The organism is Myxococcus sp. AB056 (genome assembly GCF_006547365.1).
Taxonomy (GTDB): domain Bacteria; phylum Myxococcota; class Myxococcia; order Myxococcales; family Myxococcaceae; genus Myxococcus; species Myxococcus virescens.
On record NZ_VHLB01000099.1, the window covers coordinates 1 to 23,458 of the forward strand.

Annotated in this window: 16 protein-coding genes and 1 pseudogene; 8 read left to right on the plus strand and 9 right to left on the minus strand. The window is 70.1% G+C overall.

Annotation, left to right across the window (positions count from 1 at the left end):
• Nucleotides 1–270 (plus strand): annotated as a pseudogene (locus tag FMP39_RS30985) (VOC family protein); the annotation flags it as partial.
• A 7-nt stretch (nt 271–277) separates the two neighbouring features.
• Here FMP39_RS30985 and tpx read toward each other — a convergent pair.
• The 6 genes from tpx to FMP39_RS31015 all read right to left on the minus strand — a co-directional run bounded on the left by tpx (nt 278) and on the right by FMP39_RS31015 (nt 7,158).
• Nucleotides 278–793 (minus strand): thiol peroxidase, encoded by a 516-nt coding sequence (gene tpx, locus FMP39_RS30990; protein ID WP_141593691.1) that lies wholly within the window; start codon nt 791–793, stop codon nt 278–280.
• Nucleotides 794–825: 32 nt separating this feature from the next.
• Nucleotides 826–1,758: an ROK family protein gene (locus FMP39_RS30995; protein WP_141593692.1), complete on the minus strand. Its 933-nt coding sequence runs from the start codon at nt 1,756–1,758 to the stop codon at nt 826–828.
• 12 nt (nt 1,759–1,770) lie between these two features.
• Nucleotides 1,771–2,322 (minus strand): NADPH-dependent FMN reductase, encoded by a 552-nt coding sequence (locus FMP39_RS31000; protein ID WP_090488362.1) that lies wholly within the window; start codon nt 2,320–2,322, stop codon nt 1,771–1,773.
• A gap of 1 nt (nt 2,323) precedes the next feature.
• On the minus strand, nt 2,324–3,694 hold the full coding sequence (locus tag FMP39_RS31005; protein WP_011556430.1) for a phosphomannomutase/phosphoglucomutase: 1,371 nt from the start codon (nt 3,692–3,694) through the stop codon (nt 2,324–2,326).
• 138 nt (nt 3,695–3,832) lie between these two features.
• Complete coding sequence (locus tag FMP39_RS31010) at nt 3,833–5,821, minus strand: serine/threonine-protein kinase (RefSeq protein WP_228558488.1); 1,989 nt, start codon at nt 5,819–5,821, stop codon at nt 3,833–3,835.
• A 272-nt stretch (nt 5,822–6,093) separates the two neighbouring features.
• Nucleotides 6,094–7,158 (minus strand): mannose-1-phosphate guanylyltransferase, encoded by a 1,065-nt coding sequence (locus tag FMP39_RS31015; RefSeq protein ID WP_141593694.1) that lies wholly within the window; start codon nt 7,156–7,158, stop codon nt 6,094–6,096.
• A gap of 44 nt (nt 7,159–7,202) precedes the next feature.
• On the opposite strand from FMP39_RS31015, the gene FMP39_RS31020 reads away from it, so the two are divergent.
• The 3 genes from FMP39_RS31020 (at nt 7,203) to FMP39_RS31030 (ending at nt 13,083) form a co-directional block, all read left to right on the plus strand.
• Nucleotides 7,203–10,076, plus strand: coding sequence for a GDSL-type esterase/lipase family protein (locus tag FMP39_RS31020; protein ID WP_141593695.1), 2,874 nt, complete (start codon nt 7,203–7,205; stop codon nt 10,074–10,076).
• 1 nt (nt 10,077) lies between these two features.
• The gene (locus FMP39_RS31025; RefSeq protein WP_141593696.1) at nt 10,078–11,493 is read left to right on the plus strand and encodes an MBOAT family protein; all 1,416 of its coding nucleotides are present in this window, start codon (nt 10,078–10,080) and stop codon (nt 11,491–11,493) included.
• Between the two features lie 189 nt (nt 11,494–11,682).
• The gene (locus FMP39_RS31030) at nt 11,683–13,083 is read left to right on the plus strand and encodes a DUF2254 domain-containing protein (RefSeq protein ID WP_228558489.1); all 1,401 of its coding nucleotides are present in this window, start codon (nt 11,683–11,685) and stop codon (nt 13,081–13,083) included.
• A gap of 40 nt (nt 13,084–13,123) precedes the next feature.
• Here FMP39_RS31030 and FMP39_RS31035 read toward each other — a convergent pair whose 3' ends face one another.
• Nucleotides 13,124–15,013, minus strand: coding sequence for a SulP family inorganic anion transporter (locus FMP39_RS31035; RefSeq protein ID WP_141593698.1), 1,890 nt, complete (start codon nt 15,011–15,013; stop codon nt 13,124–13,126).
• Between the two features lie 260 nt (nt 15,014–15,273).
• Between FMP39_RS31035 and FMP39_RS31040 the strand changes: the two genes are divergently transcribed.
• Both FMP39_RS31040 and FMP39_RS31045 read left to right on the plus strand, forming a co-directional pair.
• On the plus strand, nt 15,274–17,028 hold the full coding sequence (locus FMP39_RS31040; protein WP_141593699.1) for a SulP family inorganic anion transporter: 1,755 nt from the start codon (nt 15,274–15,276) through the stop codon (nt 17,026–17,028).
• A gap of 150 nt (nt 17,029–17,178) precedes the next feature.
• Nucleotides 17,179–18,840 carry an arylsulfatase gene (locus tag FMP39_RS31045; RefSeq protein WP_141593700.1) on the plus strand — a complete coding sequence of 554 codons (1,662 nt, stop codon included), beginning with the start codon at nt 17,179–17,181 and terminating at the stop codon, nt 18,838–18,840.
• 57 nt (nt 18,841–18,897) lie between these two features.
• On the opposite strand, the gene FMP39_RS31050 is transcribed toward FMP39_RS31045, so the two are convergent.
• Nucleotides 18,898–20,178, minus strand: a complete 1,281-nt coding sequence (locus tag FMP39_RS31050; protein WP_141593701.1) for a threonine/serine exporter ThrE family protein — start codon at nt 20,176–20,178, stop codon at nt 18,898–18,900.
• The gene (locus FMP39_RS31055; protein ID WP_228558490.1) at nt 20,141–21,100 is read right to left on the minus strand and encodes an HAD family phosphatase; all 960 of its coding nucleotides are present in this window, start codon (nt 21,098–21,100) and stop codon (nt 20,141–20,143) included. The genes FMP39_RS31050 and FMP39_RS31055 overlap by 38 nt, the downstream gene beginning before the upstream one ends.
• A 434-nt stretch (nt 21,101–21,534) precedes the next feature.
• On the opposite strand from FMP39_RS31055, the gene FMP39_RS31060 reads away from it, so the two are divergent.
• Both FMP39_RS31060 and FMP39_RS31065 read left to right on the plus strand, forming a co-directional pair.
• Nucleotides 21,535–21,969, plus strand: coding sequence for a YciI family protein (locus FMP39_RS31060; protein ID WP_141593703.1), 435 nt, complete (start codon nt 21,535–21,537; stop codon nt 21,967–21,969).
• Between the two features lie 147 nt (nt 21,970–22,116).
• Nucleotides 22,117–23,442, plus strand: coding sequence for a hypothetical protein (locus tag FMP39_RS31065; protein ID WP_228558492.1), 1,326 nt, complete (start codon nt 22,117–22,119; stop codon nt 23,440–23,442).
• Nucleotides 23,443–23,458: the final 16 nt, after the last annotated feature.

Sequence of the window (23,458 nt, forward strand, 5' to 3'; positions counted from 1 at the left end):
CCACCCGCCCGTCCCAACGACCTGGGCATCCAGCACCTGGCCGTCTACGTGGATGACATGGACGCGGCGCTCGCGCGCTTCCAGGCGGCGGGAGGCGAGGTCTTCTCGAGCCCCCACGAACTGCCAGCACTGGAGAAAGGCCCGGGCAACGCCTTCTGCTACGCCCGGGCCCCCTGGGGCACCATCATCGAGTTCATCACCTACCCGTCGCCCCAGCCCTACGAGCAGCAGACCGCGCTGCGGCGCTGGAAACCGCCGGAGCGCGGCTGAACCTCCGTCACAGCGCCGCGCGGACCGCCTTCATCGCGCCGTCGTAGTCGGGCTCGTGCGTCATCTCCGGGACAATCTCCCGGAACACGACCTTGCCCTCACGGTCCACCACGAAGGTGCTGCGCGCGAGCAGCCCCAGCTCCTTCATGTACACGCCGTACTTCTCACCGAACTCGCGGTCCTTGTAGTCCGACAGCGTGGTGACGTTCTGGATGCCCTCGGCGCCGATGAAGCGCCCCAGTGCGAAGGGCAGGTCCAGCGTGACGAACCACACCTTCACGTCCGGCCCTAGCGCCGTGGCTTCCTTGTTGAACGCGCGAAGCTGCGCCGCGCACACCCGCGTGTCCACGCTGGGCGCCACGCTCAACACCACCACGCTGCCCTTCACGTCCGACAGCCGCACGGCGTCGTTGAGCCCCTTGAAGACGGTGAAGTCCGGAGCGGCGTCGCCCACCTTCACCTCGTCCCCCACCAGCGTCACCGGCTGCCCCTTGAACGTGACGATGCCCTTGTGCTCGGCCATGGAATGCCTCCTCCTCCGGAAAGGGGCGCGGACTACTTCACCAGCAACGCCGCGCCAATCAGACCGCTGTCATCTCCCAGCTCCGCGTCCGCGATGAGCAGTCCCTCGCGCGCCGTGGTGGAGGACCAGGCGCGCACGCCCTCCTCCACACGACGCCGCAGGCCCGGGCAGTGTCTCAGCACGCCGCCACCCAGCACCAGCCGCGCCGGGTTGAGCATCGTCACCTGGTTGGCCACGGCCAGGGCCAGGAACTGCGCCGCCCGCGCGTAGACTTCACCGGCCGCCACGTCGCCCGCCTCCGCCGCCTGCTCCAACGTCACCGGGGTGATGCGCGCCGGGTCTCCGCCCGTCAGCCGCGCCACCTCCGGCGCACCACCGCTGGCGAGCAACTCCCGCGTCTGCGCGATGAGGTTGTGGCCACCGGCGTAGGCCTCCAGGCACCCCAGCTCACCACAGCCGCAGCGGCGCCCGCCGGGAACCACCTTGATGTGGCCCAGCTCGCCCGCCACACCGCCACCGCCGTCCACGAGCCGTCCGCCCGCGATGATGGCGCTCCCCACCCCCGAGCCCACGAACACCACCAGCATGTCCTGGGAGCCCCGACCCGCGCCGGCGTGGAATTCGCCCCACGCCGCCGCGGCCAGGTCATTCACCACGCGCACCGGCTGGCCCAGCCGGTCCGTGAGCAGCGCGCCCAGCGGCACGTTGCGCCAGCCCAGATTGGGAGCCACCGACAACACGCCCGAGTCCTTGTGAATCTGCCCGGCGGCCGCCACACCACACGCGCCCAGCGGCACACCGGCGACCATCACCGCGTCCGAGGCCGCCTGGGCAATGGTCTCCACGACCCCCGAAGGACTGCGCTCCACCAGGGCCACCTTCGAGGAGGCGAGCAGATTGCCAACCTCGTCCACCACGGCGGCACGGGCGAAGGTCCCCCCCAGGTCGATACCGAGCGTTGGCATGAGCGCGTCCTCTCAGGGCTTCAGCTTGGAAACCAACGCGGCCGCCAGCGCTTCCACTTCCTTCTGGCGCGCCTCGTCCTTGAGCTTCCCGTCCGGGGTGAAGGCATCCGACACGCGGGCCATGTGTACCTGCGTGGGCAGCACGTGCGCCCCCACGGACGCCATCACCTGCCGCAGGTGCGGCTGCATGCGCGCGGTGCCGAAGACGCCGGGCGTGGCGCCCATCATCGCCACCCACTTCTCCTGGAAGAGCCTGCCGGGCGGGCGGGACACCCAGTCGATGGCGTTCTTCAGGCCTCCCGGAATGGAAGAGTTGTACTCCGGGCTGGCGATGAGCAGGCCCTGGGCCTTGCCCAGCCGCTCGCGCAGCTCCTCCACGGGAGCGGGCAGGGCCTTGGCCTCCACGTCGCCGTCGTAGAGGGGCAGCTCCAGCGTCTTCAGGTCCACCACGTCCACCTCCGCGCCCAGCGAGCGGGCGTGGGCAACGGCGATGGCCAGGAGCTGGCGGTTGAAGCTCCCCGTCCGGAGGCTGCCACTGATGGCGAGGATGCGCGGCGTCGTCATGTCAGCCCCCGACCTCGACCTTGACCTTCTCCACGGTGCCCTCGATGAGGGCCTGGATTTCCTTGAGGCGCTCGGGCGTGTTGGCCTCGAAGCGCAGCACCAGGATGGGCTGCGTGTTGGAGGCACGGATGAGGCCCCAGCCGTCGGGGAACGTCACGCGCACGCCGTCCACGTCGATGATGTCGTGGCCCGCGTCGCGCAGCGTCTCCGTGGCGCGCTTCACCATCTCGAACTTCTTCTCTTCCTTCGTGTCGAAGCGCAGCTCCGGGCTGGCGTACGTCTTCGGCACGTCGGACAGGAGCTCCGACATGGTCGCCTTCTCGTGCGTGAGAATCTCCAGCAGGCGCGCGGTGGAGTAGATGGCATCGTCGAAGCCGAAGTAGCGGTTCTTGAAGAAGATGTGGCCGCTCATCTCTCCTGCCAGCTCCGCCTGCGTCTCCTTCATCTTCGACTTGATGAGCGAGTGCCCGGCCTTCCACATGATGGGCTTGCCGCCGCGCTTCGCGATGTCGTCGTACAGCGTGTAGCTGCACTTCACCTCGCCGACGATGGCCGCGCCCGGGCTCTCCTTCAGCACGTAGCGGCTGAAGAGCACCATCAACTGGTCGCCCCAGAGGATGTTGCCCTGGTCGTCGATGACGCCGATGCGGTCGCTGTCACCGTCGTAGGCGATGCCCACCTCGGCCTTCTCGCGCTTCACCGCCGCGATGAGGTCCTCCAGGTTCTCCACCACCGTCGGGTCCGGGTGGTGGTTGGGGAACGTCGCGTCCATCTCACAGAACAGGGGCACCACGTCGAAGCCCATGCTCTCGAACAGCGGCACCGCGATGGCGCCGCCCGTGCCGTTGCCGGCGTCGATGACGATGCGCATCCCCTTGCGGCCCACCTTCACCGTCTGGCGGACGAAGTGGTTGTAGGGCGTGATGATGTCGTACGGCGTCACCGTGCCCGGCTTGGGAGACACCTCGAAGTCCCGCGCCTCGATGAGCTTGCGCAGGGCTTGAATCTCGTGGCTGTGGAAGGTCGTCTTCCCCGCGCCAATCTTGAAGCCGTTGTACTCGGGCGGGTTGTGGCTGCCGGTAATCATCGCCAGGCCGTCCACCGGCAGGGTGTTGGCGGCGAAGTACGTCAGCGGCGTGGGGACCACGCCCACGTCGAACACATTGAGGCCCGTGGAGGTGAGGCCCGCGCAGAGCGCGTCCCGGAAGCGGGTGGAGGACTCGCGGCAGTCGCGGCCCACCGCGATGGAGCGCCCGCCCTGGCGACGGATGATGGTGCCCAGGCCCTTGCCCAGCAGCTCCACCACCTCGGTGGTGAGGTCCTTATCGACCAGGCCTCGGATATCGTATTCGCGGAAGATGTGCGCGTTCATGAAGGTGTCCCCGCCCCCGTGACGACGGAGGCATGGCAGAGGGCGGCGGACTCTACACGAGCGCGGGCCAGGGGGGCACCCGACCAGAGGGCGTCCCTGGCCCGTTGGAGGGCCAAGGGGCCGGAAAAGGCCCCCGCGCTACGGAAGCAGGGCCGCGGGGGCCATGGCCCCCTCGTGAGGCACGGGGGGCATGGAAGGCGTCAGCCCCTGTGCCCGCTGGCGCAGTTCCTGGTAGTGCCGCAGCCACGACACGTTGAGCGGATCCAACGCCAGCGCGTTCGCATAGCGAGAGAGGGCGGCGCGCAGGGCCCGCTGCGCCTCCAGCGCGTGTCCCTGGGTGAAGAGCGCCCGGGCCCGGGCCTCCGAGCCCGGCCGGGCCGACAGGAAGGCGTGGCGCAGGGGCTCCACCTCCTCGTCCGGCAGCCCTGCTTCCACGCAGCGGGCCAGCCCCGGCAGGTTGCCCCGAACGGCGTCGAAGCCGGCGCGGCTCAGCGGCTCGCCCAGGGTGCTGCGGGCGGACTCCACCCGCCCCCGCAGCGCCTCCAGCGCGCGGCGCTGCCCGGACGGCAGCGGACGGACGCGGAAGCCCTCCAGCCGGCGCAGGGCGGCGCTGGCCCGGCGGCGAATCTCCTCGAAGTCGGCGTCGGGCCGCGCGCCCAGCAGGACATATGGGTCCTTCGCGGCCTCCGCGGCCCGGGCGAGCAGCCGCGCCAGCTCCCCATCGGGACGCGGCTCCGGCCGGCGCCCCTCCTCCAGCATCCACGCCACCCACTGGCGCAGCGCCGGCGCGGGCTCCGCGAAGTGGATGAACGCGCCCGCGGCCACGCCCCAGGTCCGGGCCTCGTCTCCCGTGACATGGCGGACGACGTCGCCCTCGCACGTCACGGTGCGCCCCGCGAAGGACAGCTCCACGCCCAGGCGCGCGGCCAGCGGCGGCAGTTCGCCATCCCACGCGGCGAAGAAGCCATCCACCGACACGTCGTTGGCCACCACCCGCGTCCAGCCCTCCGCGAGACGCACGCGAACGTCCAACCCCTCGGGCGCGGCGACGCGCGGGGCCGGCGCCTCCAGCACCGGCTCCGCATGGGCCGCCGCCCGCAGCGCCAGGTGCAGCGGCGTGGCACCGTCCTCCGGAATCGCCTGGCCGAAGATGGTGACGTTGCCTTCTGGCACGCGCATCTCCGGCAGCAGCAGGATGGGCGCCTGGGACACGGGCGCTGCGTCCTCGTCGAAGGTGATGTCGATGTCCACCAGCAGCTCCACGTCGTCGACCAGCGCCGCCTCGCGCTCCGCCGCGCGGGCACGCGGGTCCATGCAGCGCGCCAGTTCCTCGCGGAACGTGCGGGCATCCGGGAAGCGCTCGGCGGGCCGCGGCGCCAGGGCCCGCAGCAGCACCGCGGACAGCGCGAGTGGCACGCAGGGATTGAGGACATGCGGCTCCGGAGGCGCCAGCTCCCCCGCGCGGCCGATGCCGAAGGGCAGCCGCCCGGTGAGCAGCAGGTAGCCCACCACGCCCAGCGCATACACGTCCGCGCGGCCATCCACGTCCTCGCCGGACCACTGCTCGGGCGCGATGAAGGCCGGCGAGCCCACCACCATGCCGCGAGCCCGCTCCTCGGGAGACAGGCTCGAGCTGAGGATGGCGCTGGCGCCGAAGTCGAGCACCTTCACCCGGCGCTCCCCCCGCGCATCCCGCGTGAGGACCAGGTTGTCCGCGGACAGGTCCCAGTGCATGAGCCCGCGCGCGTGCGCGGCCTCCACGGCCTCCAGCGTCTGCCCCAGCAGCTCCACCGCCTCCACGGGCGCCAGCGGCATGGGGAGACGGGAGAAGGACTCGCCGTCGGCGTACTCCATCAGCAGGCACGGCAGACCGCCGGGCCCCGGGCGCGCGTCCAGCACGCGGGCCACGTGAGGGTGGACCAGCTCGCGCAACGCATGCGCCTCCGCGTAGAAGCGGCGCTGCATGGCCGGCTGCGCCGCCAGGTGCGGGTGCAAGACCTTCACCGCGAAGCGGTGCCCCGTGGGGAGATACTCCGTCAGGTACACCGTGCCCAGCGCCCCCGCCCCCAACCAGCGCCGGAAGACGAGCGGCCCGTGCCGCTGCCCTTCCAGGCAGCTCGCTGACACTGCGACGCCGTCATGCACCGCTGGGCAAGACGCCCCGGCCGGATGGTCCACGTCACACCGCATGCAGGCCATACCCCACCACCCTCTGTCGCCCCGGAGCGGGGCAAGCGGTGGTGGCCTTGCAACCGGCGTGCAGAGGCCCCTTGTCCACTCATCGACAGAGCAAGCCCCCAACTGACCGAGGTCACCCGTGAATCAAGGGTTCGCGGCCCGTAATTCTTCCAGGGTGGGAACCGGGCGTTTCTCCAGCGCACCCGGCCCCACCTGGACGCCTACAGGTACTTCGTCAGCTTGCGAGCCTTGAGCGCCTCCACCACCTTGCGCACGTCCTGGCTCTTGTCCTTCGGCACCACGAGCACCGCGTCGCCGGAGTCCACCACCACCATGTCGGTGAGGCCCACCACGGACAGCGGGCGCTTGTCGGCCAGCACCACGCAGTTGTGGCAGTCCACCACCACCGCGAGGTTGCCGGACACCACGTTGCCGTTGGCGTCGGCGGGGCGCACCTCTGGAATCGCCGCGAACGAGCCGACATCCGACCAGCCGAAGTCACCCGGCAGCACCGCGATGTTGGAGGCCTTCTCCATGACGCCGTAGTCGATGGAGGTGGAGGGCAGCTTCGGGAACACCTTCTTCAGCACCGCGCCGAAGGTCCGCTTGCCCGCGGCCTTGCGCAGGGCGTCCAGGCCCTTCTGCATCTCCGGCATGTGCTTCGCGAAGGCCTCCAGGATGACGTCCACGCGGAAGACGAAGATGCCGCCGTTCCACAGGTAGTCCCCGGAGGACACGTAGCCGCGCGCCGTCTCCAGGTCGGGCTTCTCCTTGAATGCCTGCACCTTGCGGCCACCGCCCTCCAGCGCCTCGCCGACCTGGATGTAGCCGTAGCCCGTCTCCGGGCGCGAAGGCTTGATGCCCAGCGTGACGATGTGCCCCGCCTCCGCCAGGTCCGCCGCGTCCGCCAGCGTGCGCTTGAAGCCGGGCACGTCCGCCACGTGGTGGTCGGAAGGCAGCACCACCATGACGCCCTTGGGGTCGCGCGCGGCCACCTGCACCGCCGCCAGGGCGATGGCGGGCGCGGTGTTGCGCGCCACCGGCTCCACCAGGAGGTTCGCCTTGGGCAGCCCCTTCACCAGCTTCGCCGCGGCCTTCGCGTGCAGGGGGCCACAGACGATGAAGGTGTCCTTCACCGAGGCGAGCCCCTTGAGGCGCGCGGACGTGTCGGTGATGAGCGGCAGCTTGGAAGCCAGCGGCAGGAACTGCTTGGGCCGCGCCTGACGGGACAGCGGCCAGAAGCGGGTGCCGGAACCTCCGGCCATGATGACGGGGTAGAGGGCCATTGCGGGTGTTGCACTCCTGAAGGCCCCGGACCAAGCCGGCGGCCATGGCGGCGCACCATACCGTTTCAGCCTCGCCGGGAAAGAGGGACTCGCCTGCCCGCCCTCCAGACGGCGAAGCCACGAAGGGAGGTGAGAGTTTTGACCCGCCACCAAAAAGCCAGTCTCATGCCGCGCTGTTGGACTTCCTCAAGGCCAGATCCACCGGGCTGACGCTCATCCTCACCGTCGCACTGGCGTTGGGGCTGTCGCTTGCCCCGGTCCCAGACGCCCTCCGGCCCCTCCCGAGTCTCCAGCGGGGTCCCCTGCCCGAGAAGCTGGTGGCGCTCGTCCTGCCGACCTCGCTGTCGGGCGGTCGCGCCACACGTCCGCCCGGAGAAGTGATGACGGCGGGGGCGGGCGCCGCCAAACGCCCGCCGGCAGAGACGGAAGAGGAGGAGCCCGCCGACGCCGGTGCCCTGGTGGCGGAGCCTTTGCCCGCCGTGCCCACCACGCCGGGCATCGGCCTGGAGGAGCTGAGCGCCCCCACCCTGGCCCGCGCGAAGGACCTGGAGGCCCTGCGCGAGCGCATGGGCTCCCAGCACGTGGACATCGAGCTGAACTGCCGCAAGGCGGGGCCGGACGGGAGCTGCCTGGAGGACGGACTGGCGCCCTACACCCGGGCCCTGGCCGAGCTGCGCGAGGACGCCCGGCGCACGCCGGTGCGCGTGGTGCACCTGGGCGACTCGCTGGTCGCCTCCGACCACATCACGGATTTGGTGCGCGACCGGCTCCAGGAGCGCTTCGGCGCGGGCGGCAAGGGCTTCCTCTTCATCACCCGCCCCGCCAGCGCGGGCCGCTGGACGCGCTCGGGCCGAGGCTCGGACGGCTGGGAAATCGAGCGGCTGGTGGACTCCAAGTGGCCCCGCGACCGGGTGGGCTGGACCGGCGTGGCCTTCAGCTCGGAGAAGGGCTCCCAGAGCACGCGTTATGACGTGGAGGGCTCGCGCGTGGCGGAGCTCTTCTTCCTGGCGCAGCCCGCCAGTGGCTCCGTGCAGTTCTCCGTGGACGGCAAGCCGCTCCAGCGCATCCACACGCGGGGCTTCTCCAAGAACAAGTCGGAGGCGGCCTTCGCCCGCGTGACCCTGCCGCAGGGCGCGAAGTCGCTGACGCTCACCACGTCCGGCAAGGTGGAGCTGCACGGCATGACGCTGGAGTCGGGCACGCCGGGCGTCGTCTACGACACGGTGGGCCTGCTGGGCGGAATGGCGGAGGTGTACCTGCGCGCCCAGCCCGCTGCCTTCCGCGCGCAGCTGCGCCAGCGCAAGCCGTCCCTGGTGGTGATGATGGTGGGCGGCAACGAGGCCTTCTTCTACTCGCGAGACCGCACCACGCTGGACGAGGTGCGCGCGCAGATAAAGGAGTTGATGTCTCGCGTGCGCAGCAACGTGCCGAACGCCGCGTGCCTGCTGATGGCCCCCATCGACGCGGGCGTGCGCACCATGAGCGGCGAGGTGGTGTCACGCCGGGGCACCCAGGAGATTGGCGCCATCTACCGCGAGGAGGCCCGCGCGGCCGGCTGCGCGTTCTGGGACGCCTATGCCGCCATGGGCGGCGAGGGCTCCGCGCTGCGCTGGCTCGAGGAAGGGCTGATGCTGGACGACCTCGTCCACCCGCGCGCCCGGGGCTCGGACTTGCTGGGCCACCTCTTCGACCTGTCCCTTCAGCGTGCGTTCGCGAAGAGCCGGGCGCCGCTGGTGGCCGCGGTGGACCCGGCCGGCCTGCAGAACGCGGACACCGCGCTGGTGCGCACGTTCGACAAGCTGAAGCGCCGCGAGGCGGGCGAGGCCCTTCGTGTGGGCGTCGCGCAGTTGGGCGGTTCGCACACCGCGTCGCACTACTTCACGGACGCGGTGCGCGAGGTGCTGACGAAGCGCTTCGGCGCCGCGGGCCGGGGCTTCATCGCCGCCGGCAAGGCCTCTCCCCGTCTGGAGCCCGCGGGCGTGACGCGCGCGCTGGAGGGGGACTGGACCATCGAGGACGCCGCCGAGGACGCGCCCCCCGGCGGCCTGTGGGGGCTGACGGGCATCCGCGCCGTGGGCGGTCCGGGCGCGAAGCTGCGCATCCAGTTCTGCAAGGACTGCCCGGAGGCGAAGGCGACTTCGGGCCGGTTGGATTTGTACGCGCTGGACGCGCCGGACGTGCGCGCGCCGGACATCGCGATTGACGGCGAGCTGCTGCCGCCGGACGCGCCTCCGCCGGAGCCGTTGACCGCGCCCACCGTGCGCATCCGCTCGTTCCCCGTCACGGGGTCCTCGCACACCGTGGAGGTGACGGCGCCGAAGGACGGCAACGTCACGGTGCTGGGGGCGTCCCTGGAATACGACACGCCGGGCGTCGTGTACGACGCGCTGGGCCTTCCCGGTGCCACGGCCTCGACCTTGGGGGCCATGGACGCGGCGTCGGTGGACGCGCAGTTGGCGTCGCGGCGGCCGGACCTGCTCGTGTTCTGGTACGGCACCAACGAGGCGGGCCGGCCGGACCTGGACGCCTCGGCGCTGCGCCGGGACTACACGGAGCTGCTGACGCGGCTGCGCAAGGCCACCAACGCGGAGTGCCTGGTGATGGGCCCCACGGACCGGCTCACGCAGGACGCCAACGGCCGGTGGAGCGAGGCGCCCTCGCTGGCGTCAGTGCTGAACACGCTGCCGCAGGTGGCGAAGGACGCGGGGTGCGCGTACTGGTCGACGCGCGCGGCCATGGGCGGAGAGCGCTCCATGCTGCGCTGGCAGCGCACGCAGCCCGCGCTGGGCCACGCGGACGGCGTCCACCTGACACCTGAAGGCTACGCGCGGCTGGCGGGGGCCTTCTCCCGGGAGCTGCTCACGGCGTACGAGGCCCACAAGAAGGCAGGCCCCACCGCGCGCGTGGAGGACAACTGACGTGCTGTCGCACAGCGTCCAGTACCTCATCTTCGTCATCGAGGTGTTCGCCCTGTACTGGGCGGTGCACCGGCACTACTGGCCGCGCATCGGCGTGCTGCTGGTGGCCAGCCTCCTGTTCTACGCGGTCTTCACGCCCTTCCCCATCCTCATCTTCCTGGTGGGCGTCACGGTGGACCACCTGTGCGTGAAGGGCATGGCCCGCGCGCAGACACAGGGGGTCCGCAAGGCGCTCGTCACGGTGTCGGTCGTCTCCAACCTGAGCCTGCTCGCGGGCTTCAAGTACCTGGAGATGCTGCGGCAGACGCTGCTGTCACTGCTGGCGCCGTGGGGCATTGAGGTCCGCGCCGAGCCCTTCAACCTGCTGATGCCGGTGGGCCTGTCCTTCTTCGTCTTCCAGGCCATCAGCTACACGGTGGACGTGTACCGGAAGAAGGCGAGCGCGGAGCACTCGTTCATCGAGCACCTGCTGTACCTGCTCTTCTTCCCGCGCGTGGTGAGTGGCCCCATCGTCCGGGCGTCGGAGCTGATGGTGCAATTCCGCCAGACGCCGACCCTCACGCCCGAGGCCGGTGGCCACGCCCTCTTCCGCATCGCGGTGGGTCTGGTGAAGAAGCTGGTCATCGCGGACGTGCTGGGCGCGGGACTGGTGGACCCCGTCTTCGCCGCGCCGGAGAAGTACGCCTCCGCGGAGTGCATCGTCGCGGCGGTGGCCTATACCTTCGAGCTCTACTACGACTTCTCGGGGTACTCGGACATCGCGATTGGCGTGGCGGCGCTGTTCGGCTTCAAGTTCCCGGAGAACTTCAACCGCCCGTACCTGGCGAAGAACATCGGCGAGTTCTGGAACCGATGGCACCTGAGCCTGTCCACGTGGCTGCGCGACTACCTGTACCGGCCGATGGGCGGCAACCGCGTGTCGAAGCCGCGCGTGCTGTTCAACCTGATGACGGTGATGGTGCTGGGCGGCCTGTGGCACGGCGCGGACTGGCGCTTCGCGGTCTGGGGCGCGGTGCACGGCGTGGCGCTGTGTGTGTCGCGCTGCTGGGAGTGGTCGGTGGGCAAGCCCGAGTCCCCAGGCATCCCCCGCGTGGCGATGGGCATGTTGGCGACGTTCACCATCGTCGTGCTGACGCGCGTGGTGTTCCGGGCCGCGGACATGGCGCACGCGGGCGAGTTCTACGAACGGATGATGGCGGGCGTGCCCGGCATCGCCAACGTGAGCCCGCTGGTGTGGGGCATGCTGGCCGCGGCCGTCTTCTTCCATGCCGTGCCGATGAAGCTCTACACGGTGTCGTCGGACCTCTTCGTCCGCATGCCCATGCCGGTGCGCGCCGCGGTGCTGGTGGTGCTCGGCCTGGGCATCCGCCACCTGTCCGCCGTGGAGACGCGGCCGTATGTGTACCTCCAGTTCTAGGCGGGCGTAGGGGCTGTCGGGCCCCAGGCCCCCGAGCCCTCGCAGGCGTCTTGCCGCCGGGCATGAGCGTTCCCAGTCTCTGGGGGGGCAGCCCCGTCGACGGAGCCGGGAAGCAGGCTCGGTCGCCGTGCTCGGTCGGTCTGAGCGCCGCACTGGTTCAGGGCCAGTGCCGTGGCGGAGGTACTGCGCATGGCGGGCATCCAGGCACTCCCCCGCACAGCCCTGGGACGTGGGGTCCCCAGGTCCGGTCCTCCGCGAGATGCACCGCCGCTCCGTTGGTGGCTGCGGCATCGGCTGTGGCTCACGCCCGTGGTGGGCGCGGTGCTTGGGGCATGCCTGGGCGTGGTGTTCGTGGCGCCCCCTGTGTTCGCGGCAAGGGTTCTGCGCGGCGTCGCCTGGCAGGCCACCTCCTCGGAGGCGCGGGACATGCTCTCCACCGTGCTGGGGATTGCGCTGACGTCCTTGAGCATCGTCCTGTCCCTCTCCATGCTCGTGGTGCAGAACGCCGCTGGGCAGTTCTCGCCGCGACTGTTGCGCCACTTCGTACACGGCGCGGGTATCCGCGTGGTCATCCCGGTGTTCGTCGCCACGAGCGTCTTCTGCCTCGTGGCCACCCACGAGTTCGGGCTCGTGGCGGGCGCCGAGCGCGCGCCGCGCCCGGCGCTCAGTCTGGCCATGTTGCTGCTCGTCGTATGTGAGGGCGCGCTCGTCTTCCATGTGCTCCATACGCTCCAGTCCATGCGCGTGGAGAACATCGTCCAGCGGGTGCGCGTGGACACGCTGCGCGTCGCGCGCAGGCTGGAGCGATTGCGCGCAGGGGACATGGAGGCGCCGGCCGAGGTGCCGGCGCCCACGGGCGAGCGGTGGCCGCTTCGGGCCGAACGGAACGGCTTCGTCGTCGCCGTGGATGCGCGGCCCCTGCTGGAGGTGGCGACGGCGCGGAGGCTCGTCGTCCACCTGGAGCGAGCCATCGGAGAGCCGGTGATTCAAGGCGGCGAGGTGGGCTGGTTCGCGTCGGATGACCGCCTCTCCCCTGCTTCGTGCGAGGTGGCCGAGGCCCTCCTGCTCCGAGCCATCCACACGGACCGCTGGCGGGACGAGGACGTGGACGTCGCGTTGGGCGTGCGCCAGTTGGTGGACGTGGCCGTCAAGGCGCTGTCGCCGGGCATCAACGACCCCTACACCGTGGTGGAGGCGCTGGACCAGCTCACCTTCCTGATGTGCGAGCTGAGCCAGATGCGGCTGGGCCCCCGCGTGGTGCCAGACATGTCCGGGCGCCCTCGCGTCTTCCTTCGCGCGCTGTCGCTGCGCGACTACCTGGACCTGGTCACGGACCAGACGCTTCGCTACGGCGCCACCGAACCCGCTGTCGTACTCCGGTTGCTGCGGCTGGCGGGAGCCGTGGGCCAGCACGCACGGCAGGCAGAGGCGCGCCGGACGGCTCGGGAGACCCTGCACCGCGTCCTCGTGGCCACGGAGCAGGGGCAGAAGGACGCCTCGTGGCTCGCAGGCATCCGCCGTTACGCGGAGTCGCTGGAGCAGGCGCTGGAGGGGAAGCCCCTGCCTCCGCTGCCCGCGATTGGGTTCTGAGGCGTCACCCGGCGGTGCGCCGCGCGCTCGGGTACACGCTTCAGTGCGGCCCCGGCCGCGCTTCTCCCAGCGCGGACTCGGCCCGGCCCAGGCGCCGGCTCAACGTCTGGAGCCGCTCACGGTCAGCGCCTTCGTCCGCGTCGAGCGTGGTGCTGGCCTCGTCCACCAGCAGGCGCAGCCGTCGCAAGCCGTCGCGCACCAACCCCTGTGCCTCGGGTGTCACCGCCGGCGCGCGGGCCAGGTGCTCCACCACCGCGTCCAGGACCTGCGCGTAGAGGTGCTCCGCGCCCACCTTCGCCGTCACCCCGGTGCGCTCCAACATCCGGCCCGTGGGAGCCATCACCCGCGTCAGCATCAACGTCACCCGCCGACGGGCCAGGTCATCGTGGAGCGCCGCGAGCATGTCCGCGCCAGGGACGTCCAGGTCCGCCGTCACCTCCATGTCCAACAACACCGCGCGCAAGGAGGGCTCGGCATGCCGCACCCGCGTCATGACTTCGTCCCGCAGCGCCGTGGCGTTGGCGAAGAAGATGCCCTCGTTGGGGCGGAGGATGAGCATGCCCGGAACGGTCAACGGGCGCGGCGTGTGCCGCACGTCGCCGAAGGCCAGCGTTCCCGGGACACGGCCCAGCTCGCTCAGTCGCGGCACGCTGGCGCGGTACACCGTGAGGAAGAGCGACACGCCCACCGCCACCAGAAGGCCCGGCAGGACGTCCAGGGCGAGCACGCCGACGAGCGCCACGCTCGCCCCGAGGAAGTCTGCCCGCCGCATCCGGTGCAGACGCCGCATCTCCCGCACGTCCATCATTCCCGAGACGGCGACCACCACGATGGCGCCCAGCGTGGCCTCGGGCAGCAGGCGGAAGAGGGGCGTGAGGAACAGGGCGACCAACAGCGTGAAGCCCGCGGCCAGCATCGCTGAGACCTCGGTGCGGGCCCCGGCGGCGTCATTGGCCGCGGACTTGGACAGGCTGCAACCAATGGAGAACCCCTGGAAGAGTCCGGCGCCCATGTTGGCGGCGCCCAGGCCGACCAGCTCACGGTTGGCATCCACCTCGTAGCCGTGACGCGCGGCGAGCATCCGCGCGGGGCCAATGGCCTCGGCGAAGGCCACCAATGCGATTCCGCTCGCGCCGGGCAGGAGGCGCAGCAAATCCCCGAGCCCCACGTCCGGCACCTGGGGTGGAACGAGCCCCGCCTGCACCTTGCCCACCACGCCCACCCCACGCGCGTCCAGGCCGAGCAGCGCCGTCACCACGATGGACAGCGCCAGCACCACCAGCGCCGCGGGCAGCCGCTTCGACACGCGGTCCAACGCCAGCAACATGATGAGGCTGCCAGCCCCCACGAGCAGCGTGACCAGGTGCGTGCTGCCCAGGTGCGTGAAGAGGAACCACAGCCGCTCGAAGAAGTTGCCGTCGCCTCCCTTGACGCCAAAGAGCTTGGGGACCTGCTTGATGGCGATGATGAGCGCGAGGCCGAAGACGAAGCCGGTGAGGACGGAGGCGGAGAAGAACTGCGCGATTCGCCCCAGCCGCAGCACGCCCGCTAGCAGCGAGATGAGCCCCGCCATCAAAGCCAGGGCCGCCGTGAGGACGACGAAGCGGGACGAGCCCGCCTGTGCCAGCGCGCCCACGGTCGCGGCGGACAGCACCGCCACCGCCGCGGACACGGCCACGATGAGCTGGCGCGAGCTGCCGAAGAGCGCGTAGAGCACCAGCCCTACCGGGGCCGCGTAGAAGGCGGCCGTCGGGGGCAGGCCCGCCAGCTCCGCGTAGGCCATCCCTTCTGGGATGAGGAGGGCTGTCACGGTGAGCGCCCCCACCGTGTCCCGCTTCAGCCACGTGGCGCGGTAGCCACGGACCGACTCGAGAAAGGGGACGGCGCGCGAGAGCCAGGAGGCCGCGGACCTGGTGGCGGACGTTGGCATCAGGATGCTCCTCCCAGGACGGGCCTCGCCCCGGAGCGGAGAGCGCGTGCGCCCGTTGCTGGCGCTTGCGCGACCGGCCGGCACGCGCGGCCCCACCGTCGATGGTGTCTCCGAGCTAGGGATGGGGACGGTGTTCCGGGCGCGCAATTCGCCCAGGGGCATGCGGCCATGCCAGGAGCCGCCCGGGCGAGGACCTTGCGTTGCGAAGCGGCCCCAGCGTTCACAGCGTGTCACGGGGCACCAGCGCGAGGGGATGGGCGGTGAGCGACCTGGTGGCGCGGACATGGCGGGCGGTGCAGCGAGGCCTGCCGGGCCTGCAGCAGGCACGCGACTATCAGCGCCGCTGGTTCCGGGCGGACCTGCTCTCGGCGCTCACCATTGGTGCGATGCTCATCCCCCAGGGCCTGGCCTACGCGCAGCTCGTGGGCGTGCGTCCAGCAGCGGGCCTCTACGCGGGCGTGGCGGGAATGCTGGCCTATGCGCTGTTCGGGCCCTCGCGGCACCTCATCATCGGACCCGAGGCGGGGGCCGCCATCCTCACCGCCGCGGCGCTCGCGCCAGTCGCGGCGGGCGCGGACGCCGCGCGCTACGCATCCCTGGCGGCACTGCTGGCGCTGCTGGTCGGCGTGCTGAGCCTGCTCGGAGGGCTGCTCAAGGTGGGCGCGCTCGCGGACTTCCTGTCCAAGCCCATCCTCATCGGCTACATCAATGGCGCGGCACTCATCATCATCGGCAGCCAGCTCGCGCGGCTCTTCGGGATGGAGCGCCAGTCCGACACGTTCTCGGGTCAGGTGTTCGAGGTCGCCACCCACCTCGAACGGACCCACGTCCCGACGCTCCTGCTGGGGCTGGGCGTCATCACCACGCTCATCCTGCTGCGGCAACTGCTGCCCAAGGCCCCCGGTCCGCTCATCCTGGTGGTCCTCACCACGGTGGCGGGGGGGCTGTTCCAGTTGGAGCATGGGGGCATCAAGGTCGTGGGTCCCCTCGCCGCCGAGCCCCCCGCTCCAGGCCTGCCGTCCCTGCGCTTCGAGGACGTGCGGTCGCTGCTCCCCGCCGCCTTCAGCCTGGCGCTCGTCAACTACGCCAGCTCCGTGCTGACGGGCCGATTCTACGCCGACAGGTTCCGCTACCGGCTGGACAGCAACCAGGAGTTCCTCGGGCAGGCCGCCGCCAACCTCGCCAATGCGTTCAGCCAGGGGTTCCCCGTGACGGGGAGCGACTCGCGCACGGCCGTCAACGTCTCCATGGGGGGGCGGACCCAGCTCGTGGGGGTGCTCGCCGCTGGGGTGGTGCTGGTGTTCGCCCTGTTCCTCACGCCCCTGCTGCATGACTTGCCCATGGTGACGCTGGGCGCCATCGTCTTCGTGGCCGCGGTGTACCTGCTGGAGTTCCGAGCCATCATCGACCTGTGGCGCGTGCGGCGCGTGGAGGCGGTGCTCGCGTGCGTGACGATGGTGGGGGTGCTGGTATTGGGCATCCTCCAAGGCATCCTCGTCGCGGTGGCGCTGGCGCTCGCGGACCTCATCCGCCGGGCCGCCAGGCCCCACGACGCGGTGCTTGGCGAGCGCGAGGGCGTGCCCGGCTACCACGACATCGAGCGGTTCGAGAACGCCGAGACGGTGCCCGGGCTCGTCATCTACCGCTTCGATGCGCCGCTGTTCTTCGCCAACGCGCGCCACCTGCGGGAGCAGGCCCGGGCCCTGGTCTCCAGCGCGGATGCGCCCGTGCGGTGGTTCGTGCTTGATGCGTCCGCCGTGTTCGACATGGACGTCACCGCTGCCGATGGCCTGGAGAAGCTGCGCCGTGAGTTCGAGGAAGAGGGCGTGGTGCTGGGCATCGCCGAGGCCCGGGCGCCGCTGCGCGCGCTGCTGCGGCGTACCGGCCTGCTGGCGCGGCTGGGCCCGGAGAATGTGCATGCCACCGTGGGAGCGGCGGTGCACCACTTCCTGATGGACGCTGGCGCGAGGCACACCCGTGACGATGAACCTCCGGCGCTGCCGCCCGTGCATTGAGCAGGGGGTCGAGCACCCTCGCGGGGGAACGGGCTTGCGCCCGTCCTCACCCAGTCCGCAGTCCGGCCCGTTGCCTCCCCTCCCGCCCCCTCCTCACGAACCATGTCCCCGAGGGGGGCGCGTGCACACCTCCTGCCCAGGAGGCAACACATGGCAAGCAAGGCGAAACCCACGGGCAATGGAAACGGCAATGGCAAGCAGTCGCGCAAGCCCAACATCCTGGTCATCTGGGGCGATGACATCGGCATCTGGAACATCAGCGCCTACAACCAGGGGATGATGGGGTACCTCACGCCCAACATCGACCGCATCGCGAAGGAAGGCGCGATGATGACCGACTGCTATGGCCAGCAGAGCTGCACCGCGGGCCGCGCCGCCTTCATCACTGGCATGAACCCGCTGCGCACGGGGCTCACCACCATTGGCATGCCCGGAGCGAAGTATGGACTCCAGGACTCCGACCCCACCATCGCGGAGATGCTGAAGCCGCTGGGCTACACCTGCGGCCACTTCGGCAAGAACCACGTGGGTGACTCCAACCCCTACCTGCCCACCGTGCACGGCTTCGACGAGTTCTTCGGCAACCTCTACCACCTCAACGCGGAGGGCGAACCGGAGTGCTCGGACTACCCCAAGGACCCGACCTTCAAGGAGCGCTTCGGTCCGCGGGGCGTCCTCCGGAGCTGGGCCACGGACCGCGATGACCCCACCGAGGACAAGCGCTGGGGCGTGGTGGGCAAGCAGCGCATCGAGGACACCGGCGCGCTCACCCGCAAGCGCATGGAGACCGTGGACGGGGAGTTCCTCCAGGGGACCCTGGACTTCATGGAGCGCGCCGTGAAGGACGGCAAGCCGTTCTTCCTCTGGCACAACACCACGCGCACCCACGTCTGGACCTATCTCCAGGAGAAGTACCGGAACGCCACCGGCTACGGCCTCTATGCGGATGCCATGCGGGAGCTGGACGACATCGTCGGCGTGCTGCTGGCCAAGCTGGACGAGCTGGGCATCGCCGACAACACGCTGGTGGTCTTCTCCACCGACAACGGCGTGGAGAAGATGGGCTGGCCAGACGGCGGCAACAGCCCGTTCCGGGGCGAGAAGGGCTCCACCTGGGAGGGCGGCGTGCGCGTCCCCTGCATGGTGCGCTGGCCGGGCGTGGTGGAGCCCGGGCGCGTCATCAACGACATCTTCGCGCACGAGGACTGGATGCCCACGCTGGTCTCCGCTGCGGGTGGCCCCAAGGACCTCGTGGCGCAGTGCCAGCGCGGCTACAAGGCGGGTGACAAGACCTTCCGGGTCTACCTGGATGGGTATGACCAGACCGGGCTGCTCGCGGGCAAGGAGAAGGGAGCCCGGCACGAGTTCATCTACGTGCTCGACAGCGGAAACCTCGCGGCCGTCCGGTATGACGACTGGAAGCTCATCTTCAGCTACCAGGAAGGCGAAGGCCCGGACATGTGGTTCAGCGGCAAGCGCTTCGACCCGGCGTGGCCGTACCTCATCAACCTGCGCTCGGACCCGTTCGAGTACGGCCCCAAGGCCGGCCTGTACTTGAAGTGGTACGGGGAGCGGATGTTCACGTTCGTGCCCGCGCAGGCGCTGGTCCAGAAGTTCGCGCAGAGCCTGCTCGACTACCCCCCCAGCCAGGCCCCGGGCAGCTTGAGCATCGGGCCCATCAAGGAGCGCGTGAAGCGGCAGTTGCTGGAGGCGCGCGAGCGCAAGGAGGAGACGGCCATCGGCGACCAGGTCATGGCGCTGGCCGAACAGGTGGAGCGGTTCGTCCGCCGCGCCCAGCAGTCGCACGCGTAGCCACGCGCGGCGCCGGGCGGTGGAGCAGCGCCGCCGCCCGTGTCCGCCCCAGAGGCGCTACGTGCTCCCGGAACGCGATGGCGCGGTGTCATCGCCGTCCACGGGGATGCGCGGCGGCACCACCAGGGTCGCGAACACCAGCCCCAACACCAACTGGAGCGCCACCATCAGCACGTCGAACGGCCGGGCATCCTCCGCGCCCGGGCGCCCCATGCCGAGCAACGCGATGATGGCCTGCGTCCCCATGAAGCCCGGCGCGAGCTGCAACAAGCCCGGCATGATGACCGTCATCGGCATCCGCTGTCCGCCCCGGCCGTAGAGCAACCCGGCCACGCCCAGCACGAACGCGGCCACCATCGGGCTCCCCTGCTCTCCCAGCACCGCCTTCATCCCAGCCTGCGTCCCGTAGGCGAGCAGCACCCCGCCGACGATGCCCACCAGGTCGCGCCGCCGCCCCGCCATGCAGACAGCCAGTGCCACGCCACCGACCGCCAACAGCAAGAAGGTGACCCAAGGCGACAGCACGTGCACGTCGCTGTACTCCGGTATCGGCCAGAGAAAGCCCCACAAGGTCGTGGCCGCCACGATGCCCACGCCAATCATCAGGAAGCGCAGCAGTCCATAGACCAGGCGCGTCATGCCTGCTTCCACGGACTCCGAGGCCAGCTCCAATGAGCCGAGCGTGACCACCATCGCGGGCACCAGCAGCACCGCCCCGCCAAACAACGCCTGGACCACATCGAAGGGCGGCAGGACGAAGCGGAGCCCGAACGCCACCAGCGTTCCCAGGAACGCCGCGAGGAAGCTCTTCTGCAGGTCCACCCGCTGCGAGCGCAGCGTCCCGAAGTGGATGACGCCCGCGATGGCGCCCACGAGGAGGGCCGCGAACATCTCCCACCACGCGCCCCCCACGCGCGCCGCGACGGCAGCGCCGTACACGCCATAGGCCAGGAGCACGAGCCACTTCGAGTAGGGAGAGCGCTCGGCCACGATGCGGTCCAACCTGGCACGGGCCTCCGGCAGGCCCACGCCTCCCGCCGCGATGTCATCCGTCAGTTGCAGGAGCCTCGCCGCACGGCCCAGGTTCCAGTGCGGGTTGAAGGGCAGCCGCGCGAAGTCCGCGGGCGACCGTCGAGGCGCCACCACCTGCGTCATGGCCAGGCTCTGGACCGTGAAGACCTCCGTGCTCAGCCCCCAGGCCCTCGCCGCCCGGCGCACGCGCGCTTCCACCAGGAGCGAGGGTTGATAGGCCAGGTGCAGTGCCCTGGCCAGGTCCAGCAGGAAGCGGGACGCCGCCTCTTCATCCCCTCCCGTTCCCAGTCCGTGCTCGCGTTTCATCGAAGATGCGCCTCCAATCACGCTTCATGCTGACCACGGCCCAGTCGCCCTCGCGCGCGGCCTTCAATGACGCGCCGTCCTTCTCCTCGTAGGCGAACTCGCGCGCCGCGTCGTCGTGGTGGATGAGCAAGGCGAAGCCTGGGCGCGGGCGCTTTCGCGTGTACTGGAGCATCTGGATGTCGCCGCCGGAGCGCACGTTGCCCGCCGCGAAGACGGGCCGCCGGCCGATGTGCTCGTCGATTCCCACCGGCTTGCCCGCCTTGTCATTGACGTGGGCGACGCGCGCCTCTCGGCGCAGCACCGAGGGAGCGTGCGCGTCGTCGAAGGTCTTCTTCAGTTGGCTGCCAATGACCTGCTGGGGCGGGATGCCGTAGGTCTCCTCGGAGATGACACGCATGAAGTCGATGCCCCCCGCCGAGGCGAGCCAGGTCTGGAAACCGTTCGCGCGCAGGTACCGGAGCAACTCCAGCATGGGGGCATAGGCCAGTTGGTTGTACGGAACGTTCCACCTCGGGTGGCGAGCGTGTTGGAAGAACGCGCGGACCTCGCGGATGAACGCCTCTTCGGTCATGCCGGCATGGGTCACTCCCAGCACCTTCATCAGCTTGGACTTGTCCATGGTGGAGAGTTCGGAGAGGTCCCCCTCCAGGATGGCCTTGAACGGCTGCCGCTTCGCGAGCGACGGGTCCTCCTTCACGCGGGAACGGAGCGGCTTCAGCATGAAAGCGCCCTGTACGAGCGGCTGCTCCGGCCAGAGCGTGCCATCGTTGTCGAAGGTGGCGATGCGCGCCTCGGGCGGAACGAAGCCGGCCCCACCCTTGGTGGTGGCACGGGTGACGAAGTCGATGATGGCCTGCTTCACGGGCCCTTCGTTCCACGACGGCAGCGCGTCCGCGGCCAGTGCATGGAGAGGCATCGCCATCAAGCGCGAGAGTGCGCCAAACAGCCTGCCCCCTTCATTCCGTGCGCCCCGTACCATGTCCGGCTCCAGGCGCGCCCCCGCAATGGCGGCGCCTCTCGGGACGGTGAGGTCGGCATCAACGCTTTACAACGCCGCATGGGAGGTGCGCGCAGAGGGCTCGCTGGGCCCGGCCGCCGCGCGCCCCTGGGCCGACATGGCGCGGGCGGAACGAGCGCCATGGCGGAGAGGCGATGCAAGGGCCCACGGGACGCAGCCCTCGGCGCGGTGGGCCGAGCCTCACGCAACCCCTTGATATTTCCTGGACTCTTGGGGCTTCCCTGAGGCGCGAACCAGCCTGCCTCGCGATTTTTTCGCCTCGTGTCGATCCGCTTCGAGCTTATTCGTCGCCATTTTGAACGAGGACGCAGCGCCTCCCGAACCGAAAGGAAGAACCGATGCGCGTCATGGTCATTGTGAAGGCGACGAAGAACTCCGAGGCCGGTGTGATGCCCGGCGAGCAGCTGATGACCGAGATGGGCAAGTACAACGAGGAGCTGATGAAGGCGGGCGTGCTCCTGGCCGGTGACGGTCTCCACCCGAGCACCAAGGGCAAGCGCATCCGGTTCGCGGACGGGAAGAAGAGTGTCATCGACGGTCCGTTCGCGGAGACGAAGGAGCTCATCGCCGGCTATTGGATCTGGCAGGTGAAGTCGATGGAAGAGGCCGTGGAGTGGGCGCGCCGCTGCCCGCCCCCCATGCCCGGCGAGGAGTCGGAGCTGGAGATTCGCCCCGTCTTCGAGGCCGAGGACTTCGGCGCCGAGTTCACCCCGGAGCTGCGCGCGCGGGAAGAGAAGCTGCGCGCGGAGTTGGAGCAGAAGCAGAAGGCGTGAGTCGGAGCGGAGTGAGGTCCGGTGCCTCCGGACCTCCTCGGGTCGTCAGAGCCAGGTGCTAGTTCCTGACGAGTGCTCCCGCGAGTTCGGAGCACGCGCCAGGGGGACGACATGACGTTGCGTGGAGCAGGTGCACTGCTCTTGAGCGTGCTTCTCGTGGGCTGCGCGACACCGCGAGTCGTGCGCCTGGATACGGGCCAGGGCGAGCCCATCGTCTACCTCCCTCCGAAGGGCGCGAAGCCGGTTGAAGTGGACGAAGACGCGTTCCGGAAGGTGATGACCCGGCTCGTGCTCGACATGCGCTTCTCCCTGCGAGAGGACACGGAGCGCCCACGTGTCCGGCTCGCGTCGTGGGATTCAGAGCCCCAAGGTGCCGGACACGACTACGGCGCCTGGTGCTCCCGCCAGGACAGCCCTGGCGAGTGCCTCACGCTCCTGGCGGGTGGCTTCTCCTTCCTGGATGCCAAGGCGCGCCGACAGATGGCGCTCGCCTTCGCCTGGGATGGCGTGTGGGACGGCGTACAGGATGCCGTGAAGGAGGTCGTCAACCCGCTCGCGCTCAAGGCCATGCTGACGTCGGCGATGGCCGCGTACATGTTCCTCATCGTCGCGCCGGAGCCCGTGACCAAGGTCGTCGCCGTCGCACTGACGACCTTCGTCCTCGCCTACCTCGGCGTGGATGCCTTCATGGGCCTCGTGGAGGGCTGGCAGAGACTGTCAGCGGACGCTGACCGCGCGGAGTCGTTCCAGGAGTTGGAGGACGCGGGGCACCGCTTCGGCCGAGTCATGGGAGAGAACGGAGCGCGCGTGCTCATCCTCGCGCTGACGGCGGCGCTGAGTGGTGGAGCCGCGAGCATGGCCTCCAAGGGACCGACGCTGCCCGGCTTCGCCAGCGCGGCCCTGGCCGCCGAGACTCAGGCGGGCTTCCGGCTATCCGCGGCGATAGCAGGGGGCGTGCGCTCCATCACCGTGGCGGAGGGCGTCATGACCGTGGGCCTCGCGCCCCATGCGGTCGCCATGACGGCTCGCGGCACTGGAAGCTCAAACGCGCCACGAACTGACGGCACGGGGGCCACGCAGGTTCTCGACAATCAGCTCCCAGAACGCCTTCCTGCAGAGCTGGAGCTGGCCCGCAAGCTCGGGGTCCGTCCCGCCAGTGTGGATTCCCCCCAGTTCGCACGCTATGCCAGCGAGGAACGGGTGAAATGGGTCATCACCGAAGAGGGCCATCTGAGAATCGTCCCTGAAAAATGGAACACACTCGAAATCGCGCACACGGTCGCGAGTGGCGGACGTCCTGTATTGGCTGCTGGTGAGGCGGAACTTGCCATCCATGGGACCACATTCTTTGGTGTCCGAATCACACCTCGGAGCGGGCATTACATGAACCGGGCCCCCAAAGCCGTGAGCGACAAAGTACTGACACTCGGACGGCAGGCCTTCGCCCGGTACGGCATCACGTTCCCTCCCTGACCAAGAGCGATGAAAA

Excerpts from the sequence above, each read along its gene's own strand:
- tpx (WP_141593691.1), bottom strand. The coding sequence starts at position 793 with ATGGCCGAGCACAAGGGCATCGTCACGTTCAAGGGGCAGCCGGTGACG.
- FMP39_RS30995 (WP_141593692.1), bottom strand. The coding sequence starts at position 1,758 with ATGCCAACGCTCGGTATCGACCTGGGGGGGACCTTCGCCCGTGCCGCC.
- FMP39_RS31000 (WP_090488362.1), bottom strand. The coding sequence starts at position 2,322 with ATGACGACGCCGCGCATCCTCGCCATCAGTGGCAGCCTCCGGACGGGG.
- FMP39_RS31005 (WP_011556430.1), bottom strand. The coding sequence starts at position 3,694 with ATGAACGCGCACATCTTCCGCGAATACGATATCCGAGGCCTGGTCGAT.
- FMP39_RS31015 (WP_141593694.1), bottom strand. The coding sequence starts at position 7,158 with ATGGCCCTCTACCCCGTCATCATGGCCGGAGGTTCCGGCACCCGCTTC.
- FMP39_RS31020 (WP_141593695.1), top strand. The coding sequence starts at position 7,203 with ATGGCGGCGCACCATACCGTTTCAGCCTCGCCGGGAAAGAGGGACTCG.
- FMP39_RS31030 (WP_228558489.1), top strand. The coding sequence starts at position 11,683 with ATGGCGGGCATCCAGGCACTCCCCCGCACAGCCCTGGGACGTGGGGTC.
- FMP39_RS31035 (WP_141593698.1), bottom strand. The coding sequence starts at position 15,013 with ATGCCAACGTCCGCCACCAGGTCCGCGGCCTCCTGGCTCTCGCGCGCC.
- FMP39_RS31045 (WP_141593700.1), top strand. The coding sequence starts at position 17,179 with ATGGCAAGCAAGGCGAAACCCACGGGCAATGGAAACGGCAATGGCAAG.
- FMP39_RS31050 (WP_141593701.1), bottom strand. The coding sequence starts at position 20,178 with ATGAAACGCGAGCACGGACTGGGAACGGGAGGGGATGAAGAGGCGGCG.
- FMP39_RS31055 (WP_228558490.1), bottom strand. The coding sequence starts at position 21,100 with ATGGCGATGCCTCTCCATGCACTGGCCGCGGACGCGCTGCCGTCGTGG.
- FMP39_RS31060 (WP_141593703.1), top strand. The coding sequence starts at position 21,535 with ATGCGCGTCATGGTCATTGTGAAGGCGACGAAGAACTCCGAGGCCGGT.